Here is a 23,814-nt window from a genome sequence, read left to right on the forward strand (position 1 = left end):
CTGTGGGAGAGGGAGATGGGTTTGGTAGGCCGGGTAAGGCGAAGCCGCCACCCGGCACTGCTCAGAACTGAGAAAAACCCCCGTCCCCAACCCACCCTGCAAGCCGTGAATACACCACGTCCACCGCCTCTTTCACCGGCGGCGTCATCGGATAATAAAACCCGACGATGTCCGGCTGAATGCCCAAAAACAGCACCTCGCCCACGTCGTCTTTAATCTGATCGACCAGGTAGTTCAGCGGCATATTGTGGGTGGTCATCATAAACATCTCGGCGATGTCGTCCGGGTCAATCAGGCGGATCTCGCCGGGGTTGAGCCCCATATCGGTGGCATCGACGATTAACAGCCTGTCCGGACGCAGCTCGCGAATGGCGACCACATCGTTTTCCGGCGCGCTGCCGCCGTCAATCACCACCCAGTTGCCCGGCGGGTTTGCGGCGCACAGTTCCGCCAGCAGCGGGCCCGCGCCGTCGTCGCCCATCATGCTGTTGCCGACACACAGTAAAACGTCAGTCACGTAATCTCCTCACCATCAGGTAGATGGCGCTCTCCTGATGAATATCGTGCAGCATGCCGAGCAGCGTTTTGCTCCACGCCTGCTGCGCCGGGGTTTGTACGCTCAGCGCCGCGTCAAAGGCGTTAGCGAGCATCGTGATGTGGTTGGCGTCGATCACGATCTCGCCGTACTTCGGCACGCCTTCCATTTTGCGCCGCGCCGCGCTGCCCTCCTCCAGCGTGGCGATCCACGCCAGGTATTCCGGCCACGGGCAGCTCAGCGCCGTTTCAAGGCAGTCGATCACCCCGAGGTGATGCCCAATCGCCAGGCTGTAATAGACCACCTGCTGCGCCGCATCCGGCGTGGCATCGTTCTCATCAATAAACTTACGGCTCAGCTGGCTGAACACCACCGTTTCACTCATCTGATACGCGCCTCATCCACAATGCTGTTCAGGTTCGCCACGATCTCATTGAGACGCGGATCGTTCTCGGCCTCCAGCCAGCGCGCTACCTGATGGTCTCCCTGGCCCAGCAGACGCAGGTAATCGTCGGCAATCTGGCGTCCGTAGCGGTAGCCCGCCAGCCTGCGCGCCGTGCGGTCGATCTTCACCCGCAGCGGCTGCACCATATCCGGGTGCAGGAGAGTGGCTGGCTGGTTGTCCAGCTCGCCCGGCTCGCGAGCGTGGATCTTCTGCTCCAGCAGGCCGAGCGCCATTGCAAAACCGTACAGCGTGGCGGCGGGCGTCGGCGGGCAGCCCGGAATGTAGACGTCCACCGGCACGATTTTGTCGGTGCCGCCCCAGACGCAGTAAAGATCGTGGAAGATGCCGCCGCTGTTGCCGCAGGCGCCGTACGAGATACAGATTTTCGGATCCGGCGCAGACTGCCAGGCGCGCAGCGCAGGCGAGCGCATCGCGCGGGTGACCGCGCCGGTGAACAGCAGGATATCCGCGTGGCGCGGGGACGGCACCACTTTGATGCCGAAGCGTTCGGCGTCAAACAGCGGCGACAGCGTAGCGAAGATCTCAATCTCGCAGCCGTTGCAGCCGCCGCAGTCCACGCGATAGACGTAGGCCGAGCGTTTGATTTTTTTCAGCAGCGACGCCTTCATGCTGGCGATGGACTCCTCCACCGTCAGCGGCACCGGAATGCCGTTAGCGTCGCGCGGGCCGAGTAAGTTTTCCATCAGCTGGCCTCTCTCATATGGCGGGTTAAATCGATGCGATCAGACGGCAGCAGGCACTTCTGACGCTTGCACTCCGGGCAGGTTTCGAAGCTTTCACGGTGATGCTCCGCGCGGACGTCGCCGTTGTGCTTCAGCAGCGCAATGGCGTAGTCGATCTCTTTTTGCACGGCGAACGGACGCTTGCAGACGCGGCAGTTGCACAGCGCAAAGCGCGACTGCTGGAGGAAATCCTCTTTTTTCCACACCGCCAGCTCGTACTCCTGAGACAGGCGAATGGCGACCGTCGGGCAGACCTCCTCGCAGCGGCCGCAGAAGATGCAGCGCCCGAGGTTAAACTGCCAGGCCAGCTCGCCGGTTTTCAGGTCCGTTTCCACCGTTAAGGCATTCGACGGGCAGGCGTTGACGCAGGCCGCGCAGCCGATGCACTGCTGTGGGTTGTGCTCCGGCTTGCCGCGAAAGTTTTTATCCACCGGGATCGGCTCCAGCGGATAACTGCTGGTCTGCGCGCCGGTTTTGATCACTTTTTTGATGAAGGTAAACATGGCGAATCCTTATTTCAGCGGCGAGTTCTTACGCTCGATGCTGTAGCGCTCAAGCTCTTTGTACGGCACCACCTGGCTTTTCTTCTTGCGCACGTCCACGACGGTCATGCGGTCGGTGCAGGAGTAGCACGGGTCGAGGCTGCCGATGATCAGCGGCGCGTCAGAGACGGTGTTGCCGCGCAGCATGTAGCGCAGGGTTGGCCAGTTGGCGTAGGTCGCCGCGCGGCAGCGCCAGCGGTAGAGCTTCTGGTTGTCGCCGGTCATGCTCCAGTGGATGTCGTCCCCGCGTGGCGCTTCGGCAAAGCCGAGGGCAAAGCGGTTTGGAATGTAGGTGAAGCCCTCCACCATCAGCGGGCCGCCCGGCAGGTTATCGAGGCCAAAGTCGATCATGTTCAGCGCGGTGAATACTTCGTTGATGCGCACCTTCAGGCGGGAGATGACGTCGCAGCCCTGCTCGCTGTGCACGGTCATCGGCAGCAGGCCGTAGCCGACGAACGGGTGATCGGCGCGGGTATCGCGGGCGTGGCCGCTGGCGCGCACCATCGGACCGACGTTGCTGAAGTCGCGGGCGATCTCCGGATCAAGACGGCCGATGCCGACGGTGCGCTGCTCGATGTTGGGCGTGCTGAGCAGCATGTCCACCAGCTCCTGCACGTCCCGACGCATCTGCTGCGCCAGCTGGCGGGTCTGGATCATGTCGTCCTTCAGCAGGTCGCGGCGGATCCCGCCGATCAGGTTCAGGCCGTAGGTTTTACGCGCCCCGGTAAGGATCTCCGCCATCTTCATCGACGCCTCGCGCACGCGGAAGAACTGCATAAACCCGGAGTCAAAGCCGACGAAGTGGCAGGCCAGGCCGAGGTTGAGCAGGTGCGAGTGCAGGCGCTCCACCTCCAGCAGAATGGCGCGGATCATCTGCGCGCGTTCCGGCACCACGATCCCCATGCCGTTTTCCACCGAGGTGGTGTAGGCGGTGCTGTGGGCAAAGCCGCAGATGCCGCACACGCGGTCAGAGAGGAACGTGACTTCGTTGTAGCCCATGCGGGTCTCCGCCAGCTTCTCCATGCCGCGGTGGACGTAGAACAGGCGGTAGTCGGCGTCGATAATGTTCTCGCCGTCGACGAACAGGCGGAAGTGGCCCGGTTCGTCGGAGGTGACGTGCAGCGGGCCAATCGGCACCACGTTATTCTTCTTGCTGCCCAGCTCGTTGATGAACTCGTAGGTTTCGCTGTCGGTGGTCGGGGCCGGACGCTGGCGGTAGTCCATGCTGTCCTTGCGCAGCGGATAGAGTTCATCCGGCCAGTCGTCCGGCAGCACCAGGCGGCGCTCGTCCGGCAGGCCAACCGGCACCAGACCATACATATCGCGCACTTCGCGCTCGCCCCAGACGGCGGCAGGCACGCGCGGCGTGACGGAGGGGTATTCCGGTTTAGCCGGATCGACCTCTACGCGCACGGTGAGCCAGCACTTCTCCCCCTGCTCCATCGACATCACGTAGTACACCGCATAGTTGCCGCACAGCTGGCGCTCGTCGTTGCCGAACAGCACCGACAGCCAGCCGCCCTGCTGGTAGTACAGAAACTCCACCACTTCCGGCAGATAGTTCACCTTAATGGTGACGGTGATCTGGTCTTTGGTTTGCCAGGACTCCTCAAGCACCACGCCCGGGAAAGCCTGATGCAATGCGGCGAGATACTGCTGACCTTTCTTTTCTTCAGACATAAACACTCTCTTTAATCACGCCACCAGCAAGGAGACGAACGCTAAAAATGCAAAACCAAAACCGGCCCAGGTGATGCGTGACGTTTCGACAAAACGCAGGCGCGCCATGCTGTTTTCAAACAGGGCAATCACCAGCACGCCGATAAGCAGCTTGAGCACAGCCACCACCACGGCCAGCAGCAGGCCGCCCGCAGAGAAGTGCGTCATCTGCCCCCACGGGAAGAAAACGCCGACGAACATCTGCAACACCACCAGCTGCTTGAGGCTGATGCCCCACTTCAGCACCGCAAAGCCGTAGCCGCTGTACTCGGTGAGCGGCCCCTCCTGTAATTCCTGCTCCGCTTCCGCGAGATCGAACGGCAGCTTGCCCATCTCGATAAAGGTGGCGAACGCGCAGGCGCAGAGCGCCAGCACCAGCGGGAGCGAACGTGAAACCGGCCAGTGGTAAACGGTGTCGGTGATAAAACTGATGTGGGTCGAGCCTGCAACCTGCGCGGCGACCCACAGCCCCAGCAGCAGAATTGGCTCAACCAGCACGCCGAGCATCGCCTCGCGGCTGGCGCCGATACCCGTAAACGGGCTGCCGGTATCCAGGCCCGCAATCGCAAAGAAGAAACGCGCGATGGCGAAGAGGTAGATCAGCGTTATCAGATCGCCCAGCACCGGCAGCGGCGAAGCCACCGTCACCACCGGCAGCGCGGTGGCGATGGTCAGCATCACGCCCACCATCACGAACGGCGTCAGGCGGAACACCCAGCCTGCGGCATCCGGCGCGACGCTCTGACGGGAAAGCAGTTTGAAGAGATCGCGGTACTCCTGGAGCACGCCAGGCCCGCGACGGTTGTGCAGCCGGGCGCGCGCCACGCGCGTGATGCCCGACAGCAGCGGCGCGGCGGCGAACAGCACCAGCGCCTGAAGAATTGCCAGTAACAGACTCATGTCAGGCTCCTCGTGAAATGACAATCACCACCAGCACCGCCAGCTCGATCAGCGCTAGGCGGCGGAACAGCACGGGCACGGCGGCACCATGCCAGCCCGGCACCCAGCCCACCGGGTTCAGCCAGTGGCGCAGCTTCAGCACGGCGGCAAAGTTTTCCTTCACCGGCATGGCGAAACCGTGGGCGGTGATGACCATCGACTGCTCGTGTTCGTAGCCGCAGGCCCACGCCGCGCCGCGCGAGCGGGAGGCGAGACGGTCGCGTCTGAAGAACAGCATCAGCACGAACGGCAGGAGCGGCGCAGCAATCAGCAGCAGCGCCATCATCGGCTGGGAAACGACGGTATGCGCCGTGACCAGCGGCAGCGGAATGGCGTGGCCCAGCAGCGGCAGCAGCCACGGCGCGGCGACGCCGCCCGCGATGCAGCACAGCGCCAGTGCGACCACGCTGGTGGCCATCAGTACCGGGGCGCAGCAGGCGTTCTCCGCTTCGCGGGTGCGCGGCGCGCCCAGGAAGGTGACGCCGTAAACCTTCGCCATACACATCACCGCCAGCGCGCCGGTGATCGCCAGGCCCACCGCCAGCAGCGGGCCGAGTAAACGCCCGATAAACGCCTCGCTCTGGCCGAGGGCGAAGAAGGACTGATAAATCACCCACTCGCCGGCAAAGCCGTTCAGCGGCGGCAGCGCGGCCATCGCCATCAGCCCGACCAGCATCGCCAGTGAAATCATCGGCATTTTTTTGCCAATCCCACCGAGCTTTTCAATATCGCGGTGCCCGGTGCGGAACCAGACGCTGCCCGCGCCGAGGAACAGGGTGCTTTTAAACAGGCTGTGGTTGATAAGGTGATACAGACCGCCAATAAACCCGGCGGCAATCAGCGCCGGCTGGTTGAGCGCCAGCCCGGTGACGCCCGCGCCCATGCCGAGCAGGATAATCCCGATGTTCTCGAGGGTGTGGTACGCCAGCAGACGCTGGATGTTGTGCTCCATCAGCGCGTAGAGGCCACCGACGAACGCGGTGATCATCCCCGCAATCAGCAGCGCCACGCCCCACCACAGCGGCGGCTGACCGCCCGTCAGGGTTATCATCAGGATGCCGAACAGACCGACCTTCATCACCACGGTAGAGAACAGCGCAGCGGCGGGGGCTGAGGCATTGGCATGCGCCTGCGGCACCCAGCCGTGCAGCGGGATAATCCCGGCCAGCAGGCCAAAACCGACTACGCCCAACAGCCAGACGTCGTTGCCCAGCGGCTGACCGTTAAGCGCGGCAAAATCCAGCGTGCCGAAACGCTGCCACACCAGCCAGCAGGCCAGCGCCAGCAGCAGCGTGCCGAGACGTCCCAGCGCAAACCACAGCTTGCCGGAGGCGCTGCATCCGGTCAGGAACACGCCGCACAGGGCCATGATTTCTGCCATCACCACCAGCGCGCCGAGGTTGCTGGCGACAACGGTACAGACCGCGGCAGCCATCAACAGGTTAACCAGCAGGCCGTTAGCTTTGGTGTGCTGATGGCGGTGCCAGTCGATATTAAACAGGCTGATAAACAGCCCGCACAGGCCAAAGGTTATCAGCCAGATGGCGTTCAGCGGCGTAAGCTCAACGGCGTGGTGAATCAGCGGGATGAGGGTGTCGACGGACTGGCCGTCGATCAGGACAACCCCGCCCGCCGCCAGCGTCATCAGGCTGCCGACCGCCCCGCCGATACCGGCGATCGCGCCGCTCAGCGTTTTATGGAAGGAGAGGAGCAGCGCCAGGACAGCGGCGGCGGCAAACCAGGCCACGCCGCTGGTCATCATAACTATCGCGTTCATTTCGCCCCCTCGTTAAGCGCCCGCAGCAGCGAAAGATCGCCGACGTCGGTATTGATGGTCAGCTCGCGCTTGCGTTTGCTGGTGCGAGCGATATCGCGGATGTTGACCAGGACCAGCGCCCGGGTCGGGCAGGTCCGCACGCAGGCCGGACCCTGCTCATCGAAGCTGCACAGGTCGCACTTCACCGCAACGGCGCGAATGCCCGGCACCCAGTCCAGCAGCGTACTCACGCGTGCCGGAGCCGGCGGCGCAGGCGGCGCTTTCGGGGTATTGGCATTCGCCGGAATATGCAGCGGACGGCTGCCGGAAAACTCAATGGCGCCGAACGGACAGGCGATGCCGCACAGCTTGCAGCTCACGCACAGGCTTTCGTTCAGCTGTACCGCGCCGTCAACGCGGGTGATGGCATTGACAGGACAGACGCCCGCGCACGGGGCGTCTTCACAGTGGTGACAGAGCTGCGGGGCAGACTCTTTCTCATTACGCATGACGCGCAGGCGCGGCATGGACTGTAGCCCGTGCAGGCGGTGCGTTTCCGAGCACGCCGCCTCACAGGTCCGACAGCCAATACAGACCGTCGAGTCAGCAATTACAAAACGGTTCACCGGGTCATCCTCTGGTGATGGTCATTTTTGACGAAAAAACTGTCTTATCGACACTTCTCGACACTCGTTTTTCAGGCCACGTTCGCGGAGGATTTTCCGTCGATCAGCTGTTTCAGGTTGACTGGCCGATCGTGCTCAACGGCGGCGTAGAGGCCGTTATAAACCGGCGCGATTTTCTCCAGATAGTGCTCCAGCACCTGCTGGCGATCGCGGTTGCTGACGTGACCGTCCACCATGCCGTCCGCCATCAGCTGCGCCCGGGCGATGCAGTGCCTGTCGCCCTCTTTCGTCTCGACGTAGTACTCAATCGTGTGGCTGTTGAAGGTCTCCGCCAGGGTGACGTAAATCGTAAAGTGACCGAACAGAACAAAACGCATATCCCCCTGCGCCGCACAGCTCATGGCGTGATGCAGATGGGCCTTCGACAGCGTAATCCCCTGGATCAGTGAATTGCAGTACAGGTGCCATTGCTCCTGGAGCTGCTGGTGACGTTGCGCAATGTAATCCGCTTTTTCGCTAATTTCCCAAATAGTCATAAAAGGTATCCGGTTAATGGAGTTAGCGGCTGTTAAGCAGATTTCGTGCCAGTTTTTAATTTATTGATTTAAATGAATTTTAAAGAGATGCGTACTGTCATCGCCGCGGTGTCGACGTGTCATTTCGACAGCGTTGACATCGTCACGCCGTAACGCAAATCAAGCTGGCACCGTTATTGCATTGAAGGGGCAATTCATTAAGGAGGCGTCATGCACGAGATCACCCTCTGCCAGCGGGCACTGGAACTTATCGACCAGCAGGCAGTGCAAAACCACGCGAAACGCGTCACCGGCGTCTGGCTGAAGGTCGGGGCGTTTTCCTGCGTCGAGACCAGCGCCCTCACCTTCTGTTTTGAGCTGGTGTGCCGCGGCACGCTGGCGGAAGGCTGCGAGCTGCATATTGAAGAGCAGCAGGCAGAGTGCTGGTGCGAGCAGTGTCAGGAGTACGTCACGCTGCTGTCATCGAAGGTGCAGCGCTGTCCGCAGTGCCAGAGCAGCGGGCTGCGCATCGTGGCGGATGACGGTATGCAGATCCAACGCCTCGAAATCGAGAAGGAGTAATGTATGTGTAGTACCTGCGGTTGCGCTGAAGGCAACCTGTATATAGAAGGGGATGAACACCGTCCCCACTCCGCGTTTCGCTCCGCGCCCTTTTCCCCTGCCCCGCGTCCCGCGGCGGCACTGACCGGCATCACCTTTACCCCGCAGCGTTCCGACGCGGGCGACCTGCATTACGGCCACGGCGAAGCGGGTACGCATGCGCCGGGCATCAGCCAGCGCCAGATGCTGGAGGTGGAGATCAACGTGCTGGACAAGAATAACCAGCTCGCCGCCCGCAATCGCGCCCGCTTTGCCGCGCGCGAACAGCTGGTGCTGAACCTGGTCTCCAGCCCCGGCTCCGGTAAAACCACGCTGCTGACCGAAACCCTTAAACGTCTGAACGAACGCGTCTCCTGCGCCGTGATCGAAGGTGACCAGCAAACGGTAAACGACGCGGCGCGCATCCGCGAAACCGGTACGCCTGCGATTCAGGTCAACACCGGGAAAGGGTGCCACCTGGATGCGCAGATGATTGCCGACGCCGCCCCGCGCCTGCCGCTGGCGGATAACGGCATCCTGTTTATTGAAAACGTCGGCAACCTGGTCTGCCCGGCAAGCTTCGACCTCGGCGAGCGGCATAAAGTGGCGGTGCTCTCCGTGACCGAAGGGGAAGACAAGCCGCTTAAATATCCGCATATGTTTGCCGCCGCCTCCCTCATGCTGCTGAACAAGGTCGACCTGCTGCCGTACCTGAATTTCGACGTGGATAAGTGCCTGGCTTACGCCCGGGAAGTGAACCCGGACATTGAGATCCTGCTGGTTTCCGCCACGCGCGGCGACGGGATGGACGCCTGGCTGAACTGGCTGGAGAACGAACGATGTGCATAGGCGTCCCCGGACAAATTCATTCCATCGACGGCAATCAGGCCAAAGTGGAGGTCTGCGGCATCCTGCGCGATGTCGACCTGACGCTGGTAGGCAGCCACGATGAGACCGGCGCATCGCGTCTCGGCCAGTGGGTGCTGGTCCACGTGGGTTTTGCCATGAGCGTGATTAATGAGGAAGAAGCCCGCGATACGCTGGACGCGCTACAGAATATGTTCGATGTCGAGCCGGACGTAGGCGCCCTGCTGTATGGCGAGGAGCGATAACACATGCGTTACGTTGATGAATATCGCGCGCCGGAGCAGGTGTTGCAGCTTATCGATCGCCTGAAAACCCGCGCGTCCCTGCTGGACTACACGAAAGAAAAACCGCTGCGGATCATGGAGGTGTGCGGCGGACACACCCACGCCATCTTTAAATTTGGCCTCGACCAGCTGCTGCCGGAGAACATCGAGTTTATCCACGGCCCCGGCTGCCCGGTGTGCGTGCTGCCGATGGGGCGCATCGACAGCTGTCTCGACATCGCCAGCCGTCCCGGTGTGATTTTTTGCACCTTTGGCGACGCCATGCGCGTACCGGGAAAAAATGGCTCGCTGCTCCAGGCGAAGGCGCGCGGCGCGGACGTGCGGATCGTCTACTCACCGATGGATGCCCTGACGCTGGCGATGGCTAATCCTGAGCGTAAGGTCGTCTTTTTCGGGCTGGGTTTTGAAACCACCATGCCCGCCACCGCCATTACCCTCCAGCAGGCGAAAGCCCGCAACGTCACTAACTTTTACTTTTTCTGCCAGCACATCACGCTTATTCCCACGCTGCGCAGCCTGCTTGAAGCGCCGGATAACGGTATCGACGCGTTTCTGGCGCCAGGCCACGTCAGCATGGTGATCGGCACAGAAGCCTACGGTTTTATCGCTGAACAGTACAATCGTCCGTTAGTGGTGGCTGGTTTCGAGCCAGTTGATCTACTGCAAGGCGTGACCATGCTGGTTGAGCAGAAAATAGCGGCCCTGAGTGCGGTGGAAAATCAGTATCGCCGCGTGGTGCCCGATGCAGGTAACAGACGGGCACAGCAGGCAATAGCCGACGTGTTTAGCGTCGAAGGCGACAGCGAGTGGCGCGGACTGGGGCTGATTGCCGAATCCGGCGTGCACCTGACGCCCGCGTATCGCGCCTTCGACGCCGAAGCGCATTTCCGCCCGCAACCGCAGCAGGTGTGCGACGATCCCCGCGCCCGCTGTGGCGACGTACTCACCGGCAAATGCAAACCTCATCACTGCCCGTTATTTGGCAACGCCTGTAACCCGCAAACCGCGTTTGGCGCGCTGATGGTCTCTTCCGAAGGGGCATGCGCCGCGTGGTATCACTATCGCAACCAGGAGTGTGAAGCATGAACACGGTGGAAATGGCGCACGGAAGCGGTGGACAGGCGATGCAGCAGCTGATTAACCGGCTGTTTATGGAAGCCTTTAATAACCCCTGGCTCGCCGAGCAGGAAGATCAGGCGCGTATTGACCTCGCGACCCTGACCGCACACGGCGACAGGCTGGCCTTCTCTACCGACAGCTACGTGATTGACCCGCTGTTCTTCCCGGGAGGCGATATCGGCAAGCTCGCCGTCTGCGGCACGGCAAACGACGTCGCCGTCAGCGGCGCGATCCCCCGCTACCTCTCCTGCGGGTTTATCCTCGAAGAAGGGTTACCGATGGAGACGCTCACGGCGGTGGTGAACAGCATGGCGCACACCGCCCGCGAGGCGGGGATCGCCATCGTCACCGGGGATACCAAGGTGGTGCAGCGCGGCGCGGCGGATAAGCTCTTCATCAACACCGCCGGGATGGGGGCGATCCCTGCCGACATTCACTGGGGCGCGCAGCAGCTTTGCGCAGGCGACGTGCTGATTGTCAGCGGCACGCTGGGCTGCCACGGGGCAACCATCCTGAACCTGCGTGAAGGCCTGGGGCTGGACGGGGAACTTCGCAGTGACTGTGCGGTACTCACGCCGCTGATCCAGACGCTGCGCGACATGCCGGGCGTAAAAGCCTTGCGCGACGCCACGCGGGGCGGCGTGAATGCCGTGGTGCACGAGTTCGCGGCAAGCTGCGGGTGCGGGATTGAGCTGACCGAGCGCGGCCTGCCTGTAAAAGCTGCCGTGCGCGGGCTGTGCGAACTATTAGGGCTAGACCCGCTTAACTTTGCCAATGAGGGCAAGCTGGTGATCGGCGTGGAACGCGCGTCGGCGGAAGCCGTACTTGCACAGCTGCGCGCGCATCCATTAGGGAAAGACGCGGCCATCATCGGCGACGTGGTTGAGCGCAAAGGGGTGCGCCTGACCGGGCTTTACGGCGTGAAGCGCACGCTGGATCTGCCGCACGCTGAACCGTTACCCCGAATTTGCTAGACCGCGCCAAAAGCGGTCAGCGCTGAATTTCTCTTTTTGCCAGTTTCTATTGGAAAGCAACAATGCCGTATACACCGATGAGCGATCTTGGACAGCAGGGCCTGTTTGACATCACGCGCACACTTTTACAACAGCCCGATCTCGGCGCGCTGAGCGATGCCCTGACGCGGCTGGTCAGGCAATCAGCGCTGGCGGACAGCGCCGCCATTGTGCTCTGGCATAGCGCAACCCACCGCGCGAGCTATTTCTCAACGCGTGATAACGGCAAAATCTTCGAATATGAAGATGAAACGTTTCTGGCCCACGGCCCGGTGCGGCGCATTCTCTCCCGCCCGGAAGCGCTGCACTGCAATTTTGACCAGTTTCGCCAGGCCTGGCCGAAGCTGGCAGAAAGCAACCTTTACCACCCGTTCGGCCACTACAGCATGCTGCCGCTGGCGGTGGAAGGGCAAATTTTTGGCGGCTGCGAGTTTATCCGCGATACCGACCAGCCCTGGAGCGAGGCGGAGTACGAACGCCTGCACACCTTTACCCAGATTGTGGCCGTTGTCGCGGAGCAGATCCAAAGCCGCGTCACCAATAACGTGGACTACGACCTGCTGAGCCGCGAGCGCGATAACTTCCGCATTCTGGTTGCCATCACCAACGCCGTGCTCTCCCGCCTGGACATGGATGAGCTGGTCAGCGAAGTGTCAAAAGAGATCCATCACTATTTTAAAATCGATGCCATCAGCATTGCGCTACGCGGCAACCGGAAAGGCAAGCTGAACATCTACTCCACCCACTATCTTGATGAAGCTAACCCGGCGCACGAGCAGAGCGAAGTGGATGAAGCGGGAACGCTGTCCGAGCGGGTATTTAAAAGCAAAGAGATCCTGCTGCTCAATCTCAATGAACAGGATCCGGTAGCCCCCTACGAGCGGATGCTGTTCAACACCTGGGGCAACAAGATCCAGACCCTGTGTCTGCTGCCGCTGATGTCCGGCAACACCATGCTCGGGGTGCTTAAACTTGCGCAGTGTGATGAAGCCGTATTTACCACTGCCAACCTGAAGCTGCTGCGCCAGATCGCCGAGCGTATCTCCATTGCGCTGGATAACGCCCTCGCCTATCAGGAGATCCATCGCCTGAAGGAGCGGCTGGTGGACGAAAACCTGGCGCTGACCGAGCAGCTCAACAACGTGGACAGCGAGTTTGGCGAAATCATCGGGCGCAGCGATGCCATGTACAGCGTGCTCAAGCAGGTGGAAATGGTGGCGCAGAGCGACAGCACGGTGCTGATCCTCGGTGAAACCGGCACCGGGAAAGAGCTGATTGCCCGGGCGATCCATAACCTGAGCAACCGCAACAGCCGCCGGATGGTGAAGATGAACTGCGCGGCGATGCCTGCGGGCTTACTGGAAAGCGACCTGTTCGGCCACGAGCGCGGCGCGTTTACCGGCGCCAGCAGCCAGCGGCTGGGCCGTTTTGAACTGGCGGATAAAAGCTCGTTGTTCCTCGACGAAGTGGGCGATATGCCGCTGGAGCTTCAGCCCAAGCTGCTGCGCGTTTTGCAGGAGCAGGAGTTCGAGCGCCTCGGCAGCAACAAGCTGATCCAGACCGACGTGCGTCTGATTGCCGCCACCAACCGCGATCTGAAAAAAATGGTCGCCGACCGCGAGTTTCGCAGCGATCTTTACTATCGCCTGAACGTCTTCCCGATCTGCCTGCCGCCGCTGCGCGAGCGCCCGGAAGATATTCCGCTGCTGGTGAAAGCCTTTACCGCGAAGATTGCCCGCCGGATGGGGCGAAATATCGACAGTATTCCTGCCGAAACGCTACGCACCCTCTCGGCGATGGAGTGGCCGGGGAACGTGCGCGAGCTGGAAAACGTCATTGAGCGCGCGGTCCTGCTGACGCGCGGGAACGTGCTCCAGCTCTCTCTGCCAGAGGTTACTCTCTCTGAAACGACCGTGACCGCAACCGAGCCTGCGAAAGAGGGAGAAGATGAATATCAGCGCATTATGCGAGTGCTGAAGGAGACCAACGGCGTAGTGGCCGGACCGAAAGGTGCGGCGCAACGGCTGGGGCTGAAGCGTACCACCCTGCTCTCGCGCATGAAGCGTCTGGGAATCGATAAAGAGAGCCTGAATTAACCCGTCATTCCGGCGGCGTATATGGCGCCGCCTTTCATCACGCTGCGTAATTGTCCCACATTGACACAATATATTTTCCTCTGTATAAAATTCCGCCTTAATAATGCGTTTCATTTGCATCAAAATAATTTTAATGAAGGGTAGCGTTTAATGAAAAAGGTTCTCTGCGCGTTAGGCCTGGCGGTTGCATCAATGAGTACAGCTCTGGCTACCACGTACCCGCTGACGATAGAAAACTGCGGGTATAAAGAAACCTTCACCAAAGCGCCGGAACGCGTTGTGGCCCTGGGTCAGAATACCGTCGAGATCCTGCTTCTGTTGGGTCTGGAAGATAAGGTGAAAGCCAGCGCGTTCTGGCCGACCAAAGTATTGCCGCAGCTGGCTGAGCAAAACGCCAAAATCAAAACCCTGACCGTCGAAATTCCGACGCTTGAATCCATTCTTGCGCAAAACCCTGATTTTGTTCCTGCTCAGCTGCCGCTGCTGCTCGGGCCGGAAAGTAAGGTCGCGAAACGCGAAGACCTGGCCACCGTTGGGGTAAACAGCTATTTATCTCCGGGCATGTGCGCCACCAAAAAAGCCGCAGGGGACATGTACGGCAGCCGCCAGACGCTATGGGATATGACCTACCTTTATCAAGAGATTGAAGATTTCGCGAAGATTTTCAACGTGGAAGCGCGCGGTCAGGCCGTTATCGCAGACTTCAAAAAACGTGAAGCCGACCTGCGCCAGGAATTTGGCAAAAACAAGAAAGACCTCTCCTTTGTTTTCTGGTTCTCAAGCTCCTCACCTTCGGCTGATGCCTATGTCGGCGGCAAAAACAGCGCCTCTGGCTTTATTGCTAACGTGCTGGGCGGCCATAACGCCATTACCTCTGAGACCGAATGGCCGACCGTCGGCTGGGAAAGCATTATTGCCGCTAATCCGGACGTGATTGTGGTCTCCAGCCTGGATCGTAACCGCTGGGCGCTGGACAACGCCGAAGAAAAAATCAAATTCCTGAAAAGCGATCCAGCCGTCAGCCAGATGGAGGCGGTGAAGAAAGGTCATATTGTGGTGATGGACGGCCAGGCCATGAACCCGACGATTCGCACGCTTTACGGTGCTGAGCAGGTCGGCGAACAGCTCAGAAAACTGGGACTGAACTGATGACCACCGCCGTGCTTCAGATGCGGCAGGGGGTGCTCCTGACCACATCATGCCTGCTCGCCTTCGTACTGTTGTTTCTGGTGATCGCCCTTGGCGTCAGCATCGGTGAGTTGTCTATCCCGCTCAATAACGTGTTCTACGCCATCAGCAATAAGCTGGGGCTGACCAATGTTCCGCTTAACCGCATCTATGAGAGCGTCATCTGGGACTTTCGCCTGAGCCGCGCGCTGGTGGCGGCCTGCTGCGGAGCCGGGTTGGCCATCTGCGGGGCCGTGCTGCAAAGCCTTTTGAAGAATGCGTTGGCGGAACCTTACGTGCTCGGCGTGTCGGCGGGAGCGTCAACCGGGGCGGTGTCGGTCGTCGTATTGGGGATTGGCAGCGGCGCGGTGTCGCTTTCTGCGGGCGCGTTTGCCGGAGCCTTCGCCGCCTTTGCCTTCGTCGCCTTCCTGACCAACGGCGCGCGCGGCGGCAATGAACGCACGATCCTGGCGGGCGTAGCGGCCTCTCAGCTGTTTAACGCCATTACCGCCTATACCATCAGCACCTCTGCCAGCGCGCAACAGGCGCGCGACGTGATGTTCTGGCTGCTGGGCAGCTTTAGCGGCGTACGCTGGCCGGAATTCCAGCTGGCGCTGGTGGTGGTGCTGGCGGGGCTGGCCGTCTGTCTTTATTATTCCCGTGCGCTGGACGCCTTTACGTTCGGTGATGATGCCGCCGCCTCGTTGGGCATTGCCGTGCCCTGGGTGCGCCTGGCCTTGTTCACCACCACCGCCCTGATCACCGCGACCATTGTCAGCATGGCGGGCTCTATTGGTTTTGTCGGACTGGTCGTGCCGCACGTTATGCGTTTCCTGTTCGGGCCGCTGCACCGCACGCTGCTGATAGCCAGCGCGCTGGCGGGGGCGATCCTGATGGTGCTGGCCGACATCGCCTCGCGGATGCTGATTGCCCCGCAAAGTCTGCCGGTTGGCGTCGTTACCGCACTGGTGGGCGTACCGTTCTTCGCCGTGATTATCTACCGCTCAAGGAACAAATGATGAGCATCTGCGCCGACAATATCACCTGGAAGGTAGGTAAAAAGGTTATCGTGAACCATGTTTCGCTGAAGGTTTCGCGGGGCGAAACGGTGGGCCTGCTTGGCCCTAACGGCTGTGGTAAATCCTCGCTGTTGCGCATACTGGCAGGTCTGCGTCGCCCGGATGCCGGGTGCGTGACGCTGGACGGACAGGACATTGCCCGCATTGCCAAAAAGCAGCTGGCGCGCCGCGTGGCGTTTGTTGAACAGCACGGAATGACCGACGCCAATATGCGCGTGCGCGACGTCGTCAAACTGGGGCGTATTCCGCACCATTCTCCTTTCTCGAACTGGAGCGCGCAGGATGACGAAACCGTCACCGCCGCCCTGCAACGCGTGGATATGCTGGATCGCAGCGAACAGGGCTGGCTGAGCTTGTCCGGCGGCGAGCGTCAGCGGGAACATATCGCCCGCGCCCTGGCGCAAACGCCTACTGAGATCCTGCTTGATGAACCGACCAACCACCTGGACATTCATCACCAGATGCAGCTCATGCAGCTTATCAGTGAGCTGCCGGTAACCAGCATCGTCGCCATTCACGATCTTAATCACGCGTCCATGTTCTGCGATTCGCTGATTGTGATGCAGCAAGGGCAGATTGTGGCAACCGGAACGCCGCAGGAAATCTTATCCGAGGAACTACTCTGGGACGTCTTCAGAGTGAAAACCAGAATCGAGATCTCGCCGTACCACGGCAAAAAGCACATCCATTTCATCGTGTAGGGGTGAGCTAAAACGATGCCTCTTCGCACTGCCAATACCCTCTGGCCGCCCGTTCTGCTGGGCAGCCAGTTTGTGTTTAATATCGGCTTTTACGCGGTCGTCCCCTTCCTGGCGATCTTCTTACGTGACGATATGCTGCTCTCCGGCGGGTTGATTGGGCTGGTGCTGGGGCTGCGCACCTTTTCCCAGCAGGGGATGTTTATTGTCGGCGGCGCGCTTTCAGACCGGTTTGGCGCGAAGATCGTGATCCTCAGCGGCTGCATAGTTCGTGTGGCGGGTTATCTGCTGCTGGCCTTTGGGCAAACCCTGTGGCCCGTCATTCTGGGGGCCTGTCTGACGGGCGTCGGCGGCGCGCTGTTCTCACCGTCGATAGAAGCCCTGCTGGCCAAAGCGGGAACGCAAAGCGAGGCGAAGGGTAAACGCAGCCGCGCGGAGTGGTTTGCGCTGTTTGCGGTGTGCGGTGAACTTGGCGCCGTTCTTGGCCCGGTGATGGGCGCCCTGCTGACGGGGCTGGGTTTTCGCCAGGTTGCGCTCGCTGGCGCAGGGATATTTATCGTTGCGCTGGTAGTGCTCTTTTTCTGCCTGCCCGCGGCGCATCACAGCACGAAGCCGCTGAAAATTCTGCCCTGGTGGACGACGTTTCGTCAGCCGCGTTTCGTCGCCTTTATCATTGCCTACAGTTCATGGCTGTTAAGCTATAACCAGCTCTATCTGGCGCTGCCGGTGGAGATCCAGCGCGCCGGGGGTAACGAAAAAGACCTGGGACCGCTGTTTATGCTCGCCTCGGTGCTGATCATTGTTCTGCAATTGCCCCTCGCCCGCTTCGCCCGAAAGGTTGGCGCGGTGAGGATTTTACCGGTGGGCTTTTTGCTGCTCTCCGCAGCGTTTGCCAGCGTGGCGCTTTTTGCCGCGACAGAGCCGCCGGAAGGCTGGCTGCGCCTGCTGCCCTCTGCAAGCTTTGTCACCCTTTTAACGCTTGGACAGATGCTGCTGGTGCCGTCGGCAAAAGATTTGATCCCTCATTTTGCCGACGAATCGACGCTTGGGGCGCACTATGGCGCGCTCTCAACTGCTGGCGGCGTCGCGGTGCTGGCGGGGAATTTAGCGTCAGGCGGCCTGCTGGACAAGGCGCTGGTGCCCTCAACGCAAGCCATTTACCCCTGGCTGCTGCTGGCGGTATTTCCGCTGTGCAGCGCCGTCGCCCTGAGCGTGATTTGTCGTCCACTGCGGCGCTGAGTTGATTATTTTTTGGGCCGATACTTTTCGGGTAATTCCGGAACCGGACGGCGATCGTCGATCAGATGACGGATGGTCAGAATTGGATGACGCCATAACATACGTGGCCCTGCCCAGCGCATGACCTGCTTCATCTCTTCCCGTCGGGCGGGCTGATAACAGTGCACCGGGCACTGTTTGCAGGCGGGTTTTTCCTCACCAAACACGCATTTATCCAGCCGCTTATCGGCATAAGCCTTGAGCGCCGAATAGTGCCCCTCTTCTTTTATGGCGTGCGGACACCTGTTTTCATACAGGGCGATCATTCTGGCGATCGTCTTTTTTTCTCGTGAAATACGTTTACCGGACATAACGCCGTCCTCAACAATAAAGTGCATTTATAATACCTTTTTATCTGCACATTTTCAGTCATTGCATTCCGTTTTCTGAAGCGTCCTTCCAGAATTACCCCGCCCCCCGCCGCGTTTTACTGGTATTTTATACAGGCATAAATAACCACCTTTGACCGCATTCACCGGAGCGCTTATGCAAGAGATCGCAATCGCCAAACCCTATCGTCACTTGAAAGTGGGTTACTTCAGAAAACGTCATGAAGACCGTAAAACGAAAATTCCAAAACGGTACAGCGTACACGCAGCGCTGAGCCTGAAAGGCGACTGGCTTGAGCAAGCGGGATTTACCACCAACTCGCAGGTTCGGGTGGGCGTCGAGCACGGAAAAATCATCATTGAATTAATGGCGGAAGATGCCTCGTAAAGTCGTGACTTTTTTCTGCGCCGCACCTTTTTTTCATGCGACAATAGAAGGAACAATCGGCCATTGAGCCGCTCAAAGCGTAATATTTTCAAAGAAATGGATATCATAACTCCATGAGCACAATCGACAATTTCGACGCGCATACGCCAATGATGCAGCAGTACCTGAAGCTGAAGGCCCAGCATCCGGAAATTCTGCTGTTTTACCGTATGGGCGATTTTTACGAGCTTTTTTATGACGATGCGAAACGTGCGTCTCAGCTGCTCGACATTTCCCTGACGAAACGTGGCGCGTCGGCAGGCGAGCCCATCCCGATGGCTGGTATCCCGCATCACGCGGTTGAAAACTATCTGGCGAAGCTGGTGAACCAGGGCGAGTCTGTCGCTATCTGCGAACAAATTGGCGACCCGGCCACGTCGAAAGGCCCCGTTGAGCGCAAGGTCGTGCGCATCGTCACGCCGGGAACCATCAGCGATGAGGCCCTGCTTCAGGAGCGCCAGGATAACCTGCTGGCGGCGATCTGGCAGGACGGTAAAGGGTTTGGCTACGCCACGCTTGATATCAGCTCCGGTCGTTTTCGGCTGAGTGAACCGGCTGACCGTGAAACCATGGCGGCTGAACTACAGCGCACCAATCCGGCAGAACTGCTTTATGCAGAGGATTTCGCCGAGATGGCGCTGATTGAAGGTCGCCGCGGCCTGCGTCGTCGCCCACTGTGGGAGTTTGAAATTGATACCGCGCGCCAGCAGCTGAACCTGCAATTTGGCACGCGCGATTTGATTGGCTTTGGCGTAGAAAACGCCCCGCGCGGGCTGTGTGCCGCAGGCTGCCTGTTGCAGTACGTTAAGGATACGCAGCGTACCGCCCTGCCCCATATCCGTTCCATTACCATGGAGCGTCAGCAAGACAGCATCATCATGGATGCCGCCACCCGCCGCAACCTGGAGATCACTCAGAATCTCGCTGGCGGCATGGAAAATACGCTGGCGTCGGTTCTCGACAGCACGGTTACCCCCATGGGCAGCCGTATGCTCAAACGCTGGCTGCATATGCCGATCCGCAATACCGACACGCTGATCGGCCGCCAGCAAACCATTGCCGCATTGCAGGATCGTTACACCGAATTGCAGCCGGTGCTGCGTCAGGTGGGGGATCTTGAGCGTATCCTGGCGCGCCTGGCCTTGCGCACCGCGCGTCCACGCGATCTCGCCCGTATGCGTCACGCGTTCCAGCAGTTGCCGGAACTGCGCGCCCAGCTGGGAGAGATCGACAGCGCGCCAGTGCAAAAGCTGCGCGAAACCATGGGCGAATTTACCGAGCTTCGCGAACTGCTGGAACGCGCCATCATTGATGCGCCGCCTGTTCTGGTGCGGGATGGCGGGGTTATTGCTCCGGGTTATAACGAAGAGCTGGATGAATGGCGTGCGCTGGCCGATGGTGCGACGGATTATCTGGATAAGCTGGAAATCCGCGAGCGTGAACGTCTGGGGCTCGACACCCTGAAAGTCGGCTACAACGCGGTACACGGTTACTATATCCAGATCAGCCGTGGGCAGAGCCACCTGGCCCCGATTCACTACGTTCGCCGCCAGACGCTGAAAAATGCCGAGCGCTACATTATTCCCGAGCTGAAAGAGTACGAAGACAAAGTGCTCACGTCGAAAGGTAAAGCGCTGGCGCTGGAGAAACAGCTGTATGACGAGCTGTTCGACATCCTGTTGCCGCACCTGGCTGACCTGCAACTGAGCGCCGCTGCCCTGGCCGAGCTGGATGTCCTGGTAAACCTGGCCGAGCGCGCCGATACGCTGAATTACACCTGTCCGACCTTTACTGACAAACCCGGCATTCGCATTACCGAAGGCCGCCACCCGGTGGTTGAGCAGGTGCTGAACGAGCCATTTATTGCCAACCCGTTGAACCTGTCACCGCAGCGAAGAATGCTGATCATTACCGGTCCCAACATGGGCGGTAAAAGTACCTATATGCGCCAGACAGCCCTTATCGCGCTGCTCGCCTACATCGGCAGCTACGTTCCGGCGCAGAAGGTTGAGATTGGCCCTATTGACCGTATCTTCACCCGTGTGGGTGCGGCGGACGATCTGGCGAGCGGTCGCTCTACCTTTATGGTCGAGATGACCGAAACCGCCAACATTCTGCATAACGCGACAGAGAACAGTCTGGTGTTGATGGACGAAGTAGGACGCGGTACATCCACCTATGACGGCCTGTCCCTGGCCTGGGCGTGCGCGGAAAGTCTGGCAAATAAAATCAAGGCGCTGACGCTGTTCGCAACTCACTATTTCGAACTGACGCAACTGCCAGAGAAAATGGAAGGCGTGGCTAACGTCCACCTTGATGCGCTTGAGCACGGCGACACCATCGCCTTTATGCACACGGTGCAGGACGGCGCGGCAAGCAAGAGTTATGGCCTGGCCGTCGCCGCGCTGGCGGGCGTGCCAAAAGAGGTGATCAAGCGCGCGCGTCAAAAACTGCGTGAGCTGGAAAGTTTGTCACCGAATGCGGCGGCGACGCAGATAGATGGTACGCAGATGTCACTGCTGGCGGTTCCGGAAGAGACCTCTCCGGCCGTGGAAGCGCTGGAAAATCTCGATCCGGACTCGCTGACGCCGCGACAGGCGCTGGAGTGGATTTATCGGTTGAAGAGTCTGGTTTAGTTCTCTGCGGTCTTTTTTGCCGGGTGGCGGCTTCGCCTTACCCGGCCTACAAAACCCGTAGGCCCGGTAAGCGTAGCGCCACCGGGCAAAAGACCGCACAATTTTATCGCCCGGCAAGCGCAGCCGCCACCGGGCTTTTTTTACAGCAGCGGCGGGATCGTCGGCACCTGCGGCGCCTCATCAATATCCTTCTGCGTCATGCGGAACGCTTCCGGGTAATGCTCGCGGCTGGTACGGCGCAGCGGTTCGGTATCGCGCCAGGTATACAGACAGTGCTGACACTGATATACCGTCCAGACACCTTTCACCGGTGATGTTGCCATCACTTCAATATGTTCATCGGCACAACGTGGACAAATCATTTTTTCCTCCTTATTGACGTGCCGCCAGCATCGCGGTCAGTTTTTCGGCCCAGGCTTTGGTTTCAGGGAGATCCTGTACCGGCTGGCTGTAGTGACCACGGTTGTCCGGGGCAACAGGGGTGGTGGCATCAATGATCAGCTTGTCAGTGATCCCCGCCGGGCTGGAGCCGGGGTCAAGCTCGAGCACAGACATATTCGGTAGCTGCACCAGATCGCCTGCCGGATTGACCTTCGATGACAGCGCCCACATCACCTGCGGCAGGTTAAACGGATCGACATCTTCATCCACCATAATCACCATCTTCACGTAACCCAGACCGTGTGGCGTGGTCATGGCGCGGAGCCCGACCGCACGGGCAAAACCGCCGTAACGCTTTTTAGTGGAGATAATGGCCAGCAGACCGTGGGTGTACATGGCGTTTACCGCCTGCACTTCCGGGAATTCCGCCTTCAGTTGTTGATAGAGCGGTACGCAGGTGGCGGGCCCCATCAGATAATCAATCTCGGTCCATGGCATCCCCAGGTAGAGAGATTCGAAAATCGGTTTAGTGCGGTAAGAAACTTTGTCGATACGCACAACCGTCATGTTGCGTCCGCCGGAGTAGTGTCCGGTAAACTCGCCGAACGGCCCTTCAATTTCACGTTTCCGGCCTTCAATCACCCCTTCGAGGATCACTTCCGACCCCCACGGCACATCGAAACCGGTCAGCGGAGCCGTCGCAATCGGATACGGGCTTTCACGTAGCGCACCGGCCATCTCATACTCGGATTGATCGTATTTCAGCGGCGTGGCGCCCATCAGGGTGATGATCGGATCGTTACCCAGCGTAATGGCAACAGGCAGGTCTTCGCCGCGCTCTTCTGCCTTATGCAGATGCAGGGCAATATCGTGCATCGGCACCGGTTGCAGGCCGAGCTTACGCTTGCCCTTCACTTCCATACGGTAGATCCCGACGTTCTGCTTGCCGAAGTGATCGGGGTCGAGCGGATCGCGGGAGACAACGCACGCCTTATCGAGATAAAAGCCTCCGTCACCGTCGTTCAGGCGGAACAGCGGCAGAATGTCGAACAGGTTGATGTCTTCCCCGTCCACCGTGTTCTGCGCCCAGGCCGGGTTTGCACGACGCTCTGGCGCGACGGGGAATTTGTCCCAGCGACGAATAAACTCGTCGATCTGTTTTTTCACCGGGGTATTCGCCGGCAGCCCCATCGAGATGGCGTGGTTTTGCCACGAGCCGATAGTGTTCATCACCACACGGGCATCAGTGAAGCCGCGAATATTATCGAACCACAGCGCAGGCGCGCCATCGCCAATGCGCCCGGTAGCGTTGGCGGCCGCCGCTAAATCCGGCTCAGCGTTTACCTCTTCCTCAATTTTCAGCAGCTGCCCTTGCTCATCGAGCGCCTGCAAGAAGCTTCTCAAATCATCAAATGCCATCTTTATTCTCCTGTGAAAAATGTTTCGCTGCCTGCAAACCTTCCCAGCGTCGGGCTTTTTTATGCTCCAGACCGAACTGGTCGAGAACGCGGGTCACGATATGCTGGGTAATGTCATCGGCGGTTTGCGGGTGGTTGTAGTACGCAGGCATAGGCGGCACCATCGCCACGCCCATGCGGGAAAGGGCAAGCATGTTCTCGAGATGGATGGTGCTGAGCGGCGTCTCACGGGGAACCAGCACCAGCTTGCGTCCCTCTTTCAGCACCACGTCTGCCGCACGCCCTACCAGCCCTTCGGCGTAGCCCGCGCGGATACCCGCCAGCGTTTTCATGCTGCACGGGATGACGATCATGCCGTCGGTGCGAAACGAGCCGGAGGAGATGGTGGCAGCCTGATCGGCCGGGCTATGGACGACATCCGCCAGTGCAGCAACGTCATGCGCAGTGAAGGGCGTTTCCAGCTCAATCGTGGTTTTTGCCCACTTCGACATCACCAGATGCGTTTCCACCTCCGGCATTTCCCGCAGCGCCTGCAACAACGCCACGCCTAATGGCGCACCCGTCGCGCCCGTCATTCCCACAATTAATCTCATTCAGCACCT

General features: G+C 59.9%; 25 protein-coding genes. 12 read left to right on the top strand and 13 right to left on the bottom strand.

Features of this window, described 5'->3' with window-relative positions; all coding sequences use genetic code 11:
• Positions 1 to 61: 61 nt before the first annotated feature.
• The 9 genes from hycI to hycA all read right to left on the bottom strand — a co-directional run bounded on the left by hycI (position 62) and on the right by hycA (position 7,841).
• Positions 62 to 517, bottom strand: a complete 456-nt coding sequence (hycI, locus tag ACNQ0W_RS11370; RefSeq protein ID WP_062933538.1) for a hydrogenase maturation peptidase HycI — start codon at positions 515 to 517, stop codon at positions 62 to 64.
• A complete protein-coding gene (locus ACNQ0W_RS11375) occupies positions 510 to 920 on the bottom strand; it encodes a formate hydrogenlyase maturation HycH family protein (RefSeq protein ID WP_023304315.1) in 411 nt (136 codons plus the stop codon). The genes hycI and ACNQ0W_RS11375 overlap by 8 nt, the downstream gene beginning before the upstream one ends.
• Positions 917 to 1,684 (bottom strand): NADH-quinone oxidoreductase subunit B family protein, encoded by a 768-nt coding sequence (locus tag ACNQ0W_RS11380; protein ID WP_045338383.1) that lies wholly within the window; start codon positions 1,682 to 1,684, stop codon positions 917 to 919. Before ACNQ0W_RS11380 ends, ACNQ0W_RS11375 begins: the two co-directional genes overlap by 4 nt.
• Complete coding sequence (locus ACNQ0W_RS11385) at positions 1,684 to 2,226, bottom strand: formate hydrogenlyase complex iron-sulfur subunit (RefSeq protein ID WP_003862138.1); 543 nt, start codon at positions 2,224 to 2,226, stop codon at positions 1,684 to 1,686. Before ACNQ0W_RS11385 ends, ACNQ0W_RS11380 begins: the two co-directional genes overlap by 1 nt.
• A 9-nt stretch (positions 2,227 to 2,235) precedes the next feature.
• Positions 2,236 to 3,945: a formate hydrogenlyase subunit HycE gene (gene hycE / locus ACNQ0W_RS11390; RefSeq protein WP_047726650.1), complete on the bottom strand. Its 1,710-nt coding sequence runs from the start codon at positions 3,943 to 3,945 to the stop codon at positions 2,236 to 2,238.
• 15 nt (positions 3,946 to 3,960) lie between these two features.
• The gene (locus tag ACNQ0W_RS11395) at positions 3,961 to 4,884 is read right to left on the bottom strand and encodes a respiratory chain complex I subunit 1 family protein (protein WP_022651742.1); all 924 of its coding nucleotides are present in this window, start codon (positions 4,882 to 4,884) and stop codon (positions 3,961 to 3,963) included.
• A gap of 1 nt (position 4,885) precedes the next feature.
• Positions 4,886 to 6,700 (bottom strand): formate hydrogenlyase subunit 3, encoded by a 1,815-nt coding sequence (gene hycC / locus ACNQ0W_RS11400; RefSeq protein WP_062933537.1) that lies wholly within the window; start codon positions 6,698 to 6,700, stop codon positions 4,886 to 4,888.
• Positions 6,697 to 7,305, bottom strand: a complete 609-nt coding sequence (locus ACNQ0W_RS11405) for a 4Fe-4S dicluster domain-containing protein (RefSeq protein ID WP_017692772.1) — start codon at positions 7,303 to 7,305, stop codon at positions 6,697 to 6,699. Before ACNQ0W_RS11405 ends, hycC begins: the two co-directional genes overlap by 4 nt.
• 71 nt (positions 7,306 to 7,376) lie before the next feature.
• Positions 7,377 to 7,841 (bottom strand): formate hydrogenlyase regulator HycA, encoded by a 465-nt coding sequence (gene hycA, locus ACNQ0W_RS11410; protein WP_017382804.1) that lies wholly within the window; start codon positions 7,839 to 7,841, stop codon positions 7,377 to 7,379.
• A gap of 210 nt (positions 7,842 to 8,051) precedes the next feature.
• Between hycA and hypA the strand changes: the two genes are divergently transcribed.
• The 10 genes from hypA (at position 8,052) to ACNQ0W_RS11460 (ending at position 17,982) form a co-directional block, all read left to right on the top strand.
• The gene (hypA, locus tag ACNQ0W_RS11415) at positions 8,052 to 8,402 is read left to right on the top strand and encodes a hydrogenase maturation nickel metallochaperone HypA (RefSeq protein WP_062933536.1); all 351 of its coding nucleotides are present in this window, start codon (positions 8,052 to 8,054) and stop codon (positions 8,400 to 8,402) included.
• Between the two features lie 3 nt (positions 8,403 to 8,405).
• Positions 8,406 to 9,269: a hydrogenase nickel incorporation protein HypB gene (gene hypB, locus ACNQ0W_RS11420; RefSeq protein WP_062933535.1), complete on the top strand. Its 864-nt coding sequence runs from the start codon at positions 8,406 to 8,408 to the stop codon at positions 9,267 to 9,269.
• Positions 9,260 to 9,532: a HypC/HybG/HupF family hydrogenase formation chaperone gene (locus ACNQ0W_RS11425; protein ID WP_003862132.1), complete on the top strand. Its 273-nt coding sequence runs from the start codon at positions 9,260 to 9,262 to the stop codon at positions 9,530 to 9,532. The genes hypB and ACNQ0W_RS11425 overlap by 10 nt, the downstream gene beginning before the upstream one ends.
• A 3-nt stretch (positions 9,533 to 9,535) precedes the next feature.
• Positions 9,536 to 10,657, top strand: coding sequence for a hydrogenase formation protein HypD (hypD, locus tag ACNQ0W_RS11430; protein WP_062933534.1), 1,122 nt, complete (start codon positions 9,536 to 9,538; stop codon positions 10,655 to 10,657).
• Entirely contained in the window at positions 10,654 to 11,664 is a 1,011-nt protein-coding gene (gene hypE, locus ACNQ0W_RS11435; protein ID WP_062933533.1) for a hydrogenase expression/formation protein HypE, read from the top strand. Before hypD ends, hypE begins: the two co-directional genes overlap by 4 nt.
• Before the next feature lie 62 nt (positions 11,665 to 11,726).
• Complete coding sequence (gene flhA / locus ACNQ0W_RS11440) at positions 11,727 to 13,799, top strand: formate hydrogenlyase transcriptional activator FlhA (protein WP_062939375.1); 2,073 nt, start codon at positions 11,727 to 11,729, stop codon at positions 13,797 to 13,799.
• Positions 13,800 to 13,949: 150 nt separating this feature from the next.
• On the top strand, positions 13,950 to 14,948 hold the full coding sequence (locus ACNQ0W_RS11445; RefSeq protein ID WP_062933531.1) for an ABC transporter substrate-binding protein: 999 nt from the start codon (positions 13,950 to 13,952) through the stop codon (positions 14,946 to 14,948).
• On the top strand, positions 14,948 to 15,985 hold the full coding sequence (locus ACNQ0W_RS11450) for a FecCD family ABC transporter permease (RefSeq protein WP_062933530.1): 1,038 nt from the start codon (positions 14,948 to 14,950) through the stop codon (positions 15,983 to 15,985). Before ACNQ0W_RS11445 ends, ACNQ0W_RS11450 begins: the two co-directional genes overlap by 1 nt.
• Positions 15,985 to 16,746, top strand: coding sequence for an ABC transporter ATP-binding protein (locus tag ACNQ0W_RS11455; protein ID WP_116330000.1), 762 nt, complete (start codon positions 15,985 to 15,987; stop codon positions 16,744 to 16,746). Before ACNQ0W_RS11450 ends, ACNQ0W_RS11455 begins: the two co-directional genes overlap by 1 nt.
• Positions 16,747 to 16,761: 15 nt before the next feature.
• Positions 16,762 to 17,982: an MDR family MFS transporter gene (locus tag ACNQ0W_RS11460; RefSeq protein ID WP_062933528.1), complete on the top strand. Its 1,221-nt coding sequence runs from the start codon at positions 16,762 to 16,764 to the stop codon at positions 17,980 to 17,982.
• A gap of 5 nt (positions 17,983 to 17,987) precedes the next feature.
• Here the strand turns inward: ACNQ0W_RS11460 and ACNQ0W_RS11465 are convergent, their stop codons facing one another.
• Positions 17,988 to 18,332: a nitrous oxide-stimulated promoter family protein gene (locus tag ACNQ0W_RS11465; RefSeq protein ID WP_022649174.1), complete on the bottom strand. Its 345-nt coding sequence runs from the start codon at positions 18,330 to 18,332 to the stop codon at positions 17,988 to 17,990.
• 175 nt (positions 18,333 to 18,507) lie between these two features.
• On the opposite strand from ACNQ0W_RS11465, the gene ACNQ0W_RS11470 reads away from it, so the two are divergent.
• The gene (locus ACNQ0W_RS11470) at positions 18,508 to 18,738 is read left to right on the top strand and encodes a SymE family type I addiction module toxin (protein WP_003862120.1); all 231 of its coding nucleotides are present in this window, start codon (positions 18,508 to 18,510) and stop codon (positions 18,736 to 18,738) included.
• Between the two features lie 113 nt (positions 18,739 to 18,851).
• The gene (gene mutS, locus ACNQ0W_RS11475) at positions 18,852 to 21,413 is read left to right on the top strand and encodes a DNA mismatch repair protein MutS (protein ID WP_048982056.1); all 2,562 of its coding nucleotides are present in this window, start codon (positions 18,852 to 18,854) and stop codon (positions 21,411 to 21,413) included.
• A 140-nt stretch (positions 21,414 to 21,553) separates the two neighbouring features.
• On the opposite strand, the gene ACNQ0W_RS11480 is transcribed toward mutS, so the two are convergent.
• From ACNQ0W_RS11480 to ACNQ0W_RS11490, 3 genes are read right to left on the bottom strand one after another with little or no spacing between them, the layout of a single operon-like run.
• Positions 21,554 to 21,775: a non-oxidative hydroxyarylic acid decarboxylases subunit D gene (locus tag ACNQ0W_RS11480; RefSeq protein ID WP_003862116.1), complete on the bottom strand. Its 222-nt coding sequence runs from the start codon at positions 21,773 to 21,775 to the stop codon at positions 21,554 to 21,556.
• 10 nt (positions 21,776 to 21,785) lie between these two features.
• Complete coding sequence (locus tag ACNQ0W_RS11485) at positions 21,786 to 23,213, bottom strand: non-oxidative hydroxyarylic acid decarboxylases subunit C (RefSeq protein ID WP_047050169.1); 1,428 nt, start codon at positions 23,211 to 23,213, stop codon at positions 21,786 to 21,788.
• A complete protein-coding gene (locus ACNQ0W_RS11490) occupies positions 23,203 to 23,805 on the bottom strand; it encodes a non-oxidative hydroxyarylic acid decarboxylases subunit B (protein ID WP_003862111.1) in 603 nt (200 codons plus the stop codon). The genes ACNQ0W_RS11485 and ACNQ0W_RS11490 overlap by 11 nt, the downstream gene beginning before the upstream one ends.
• Between the last annotated feature and the right edge of the window lie 9 nt (positions 23,806 to 23,814).

It is taken from the genome of Enterobacter cloacae complex sp. 6730903 (assembly GCF_048283985.1).
GTDB lineage: Bacteria > Pseudomonadota > Gammaproteobacteria > Enterobacterales > Enterobacteriaceae > Enterobacter > Enterobacter hormaechei_C.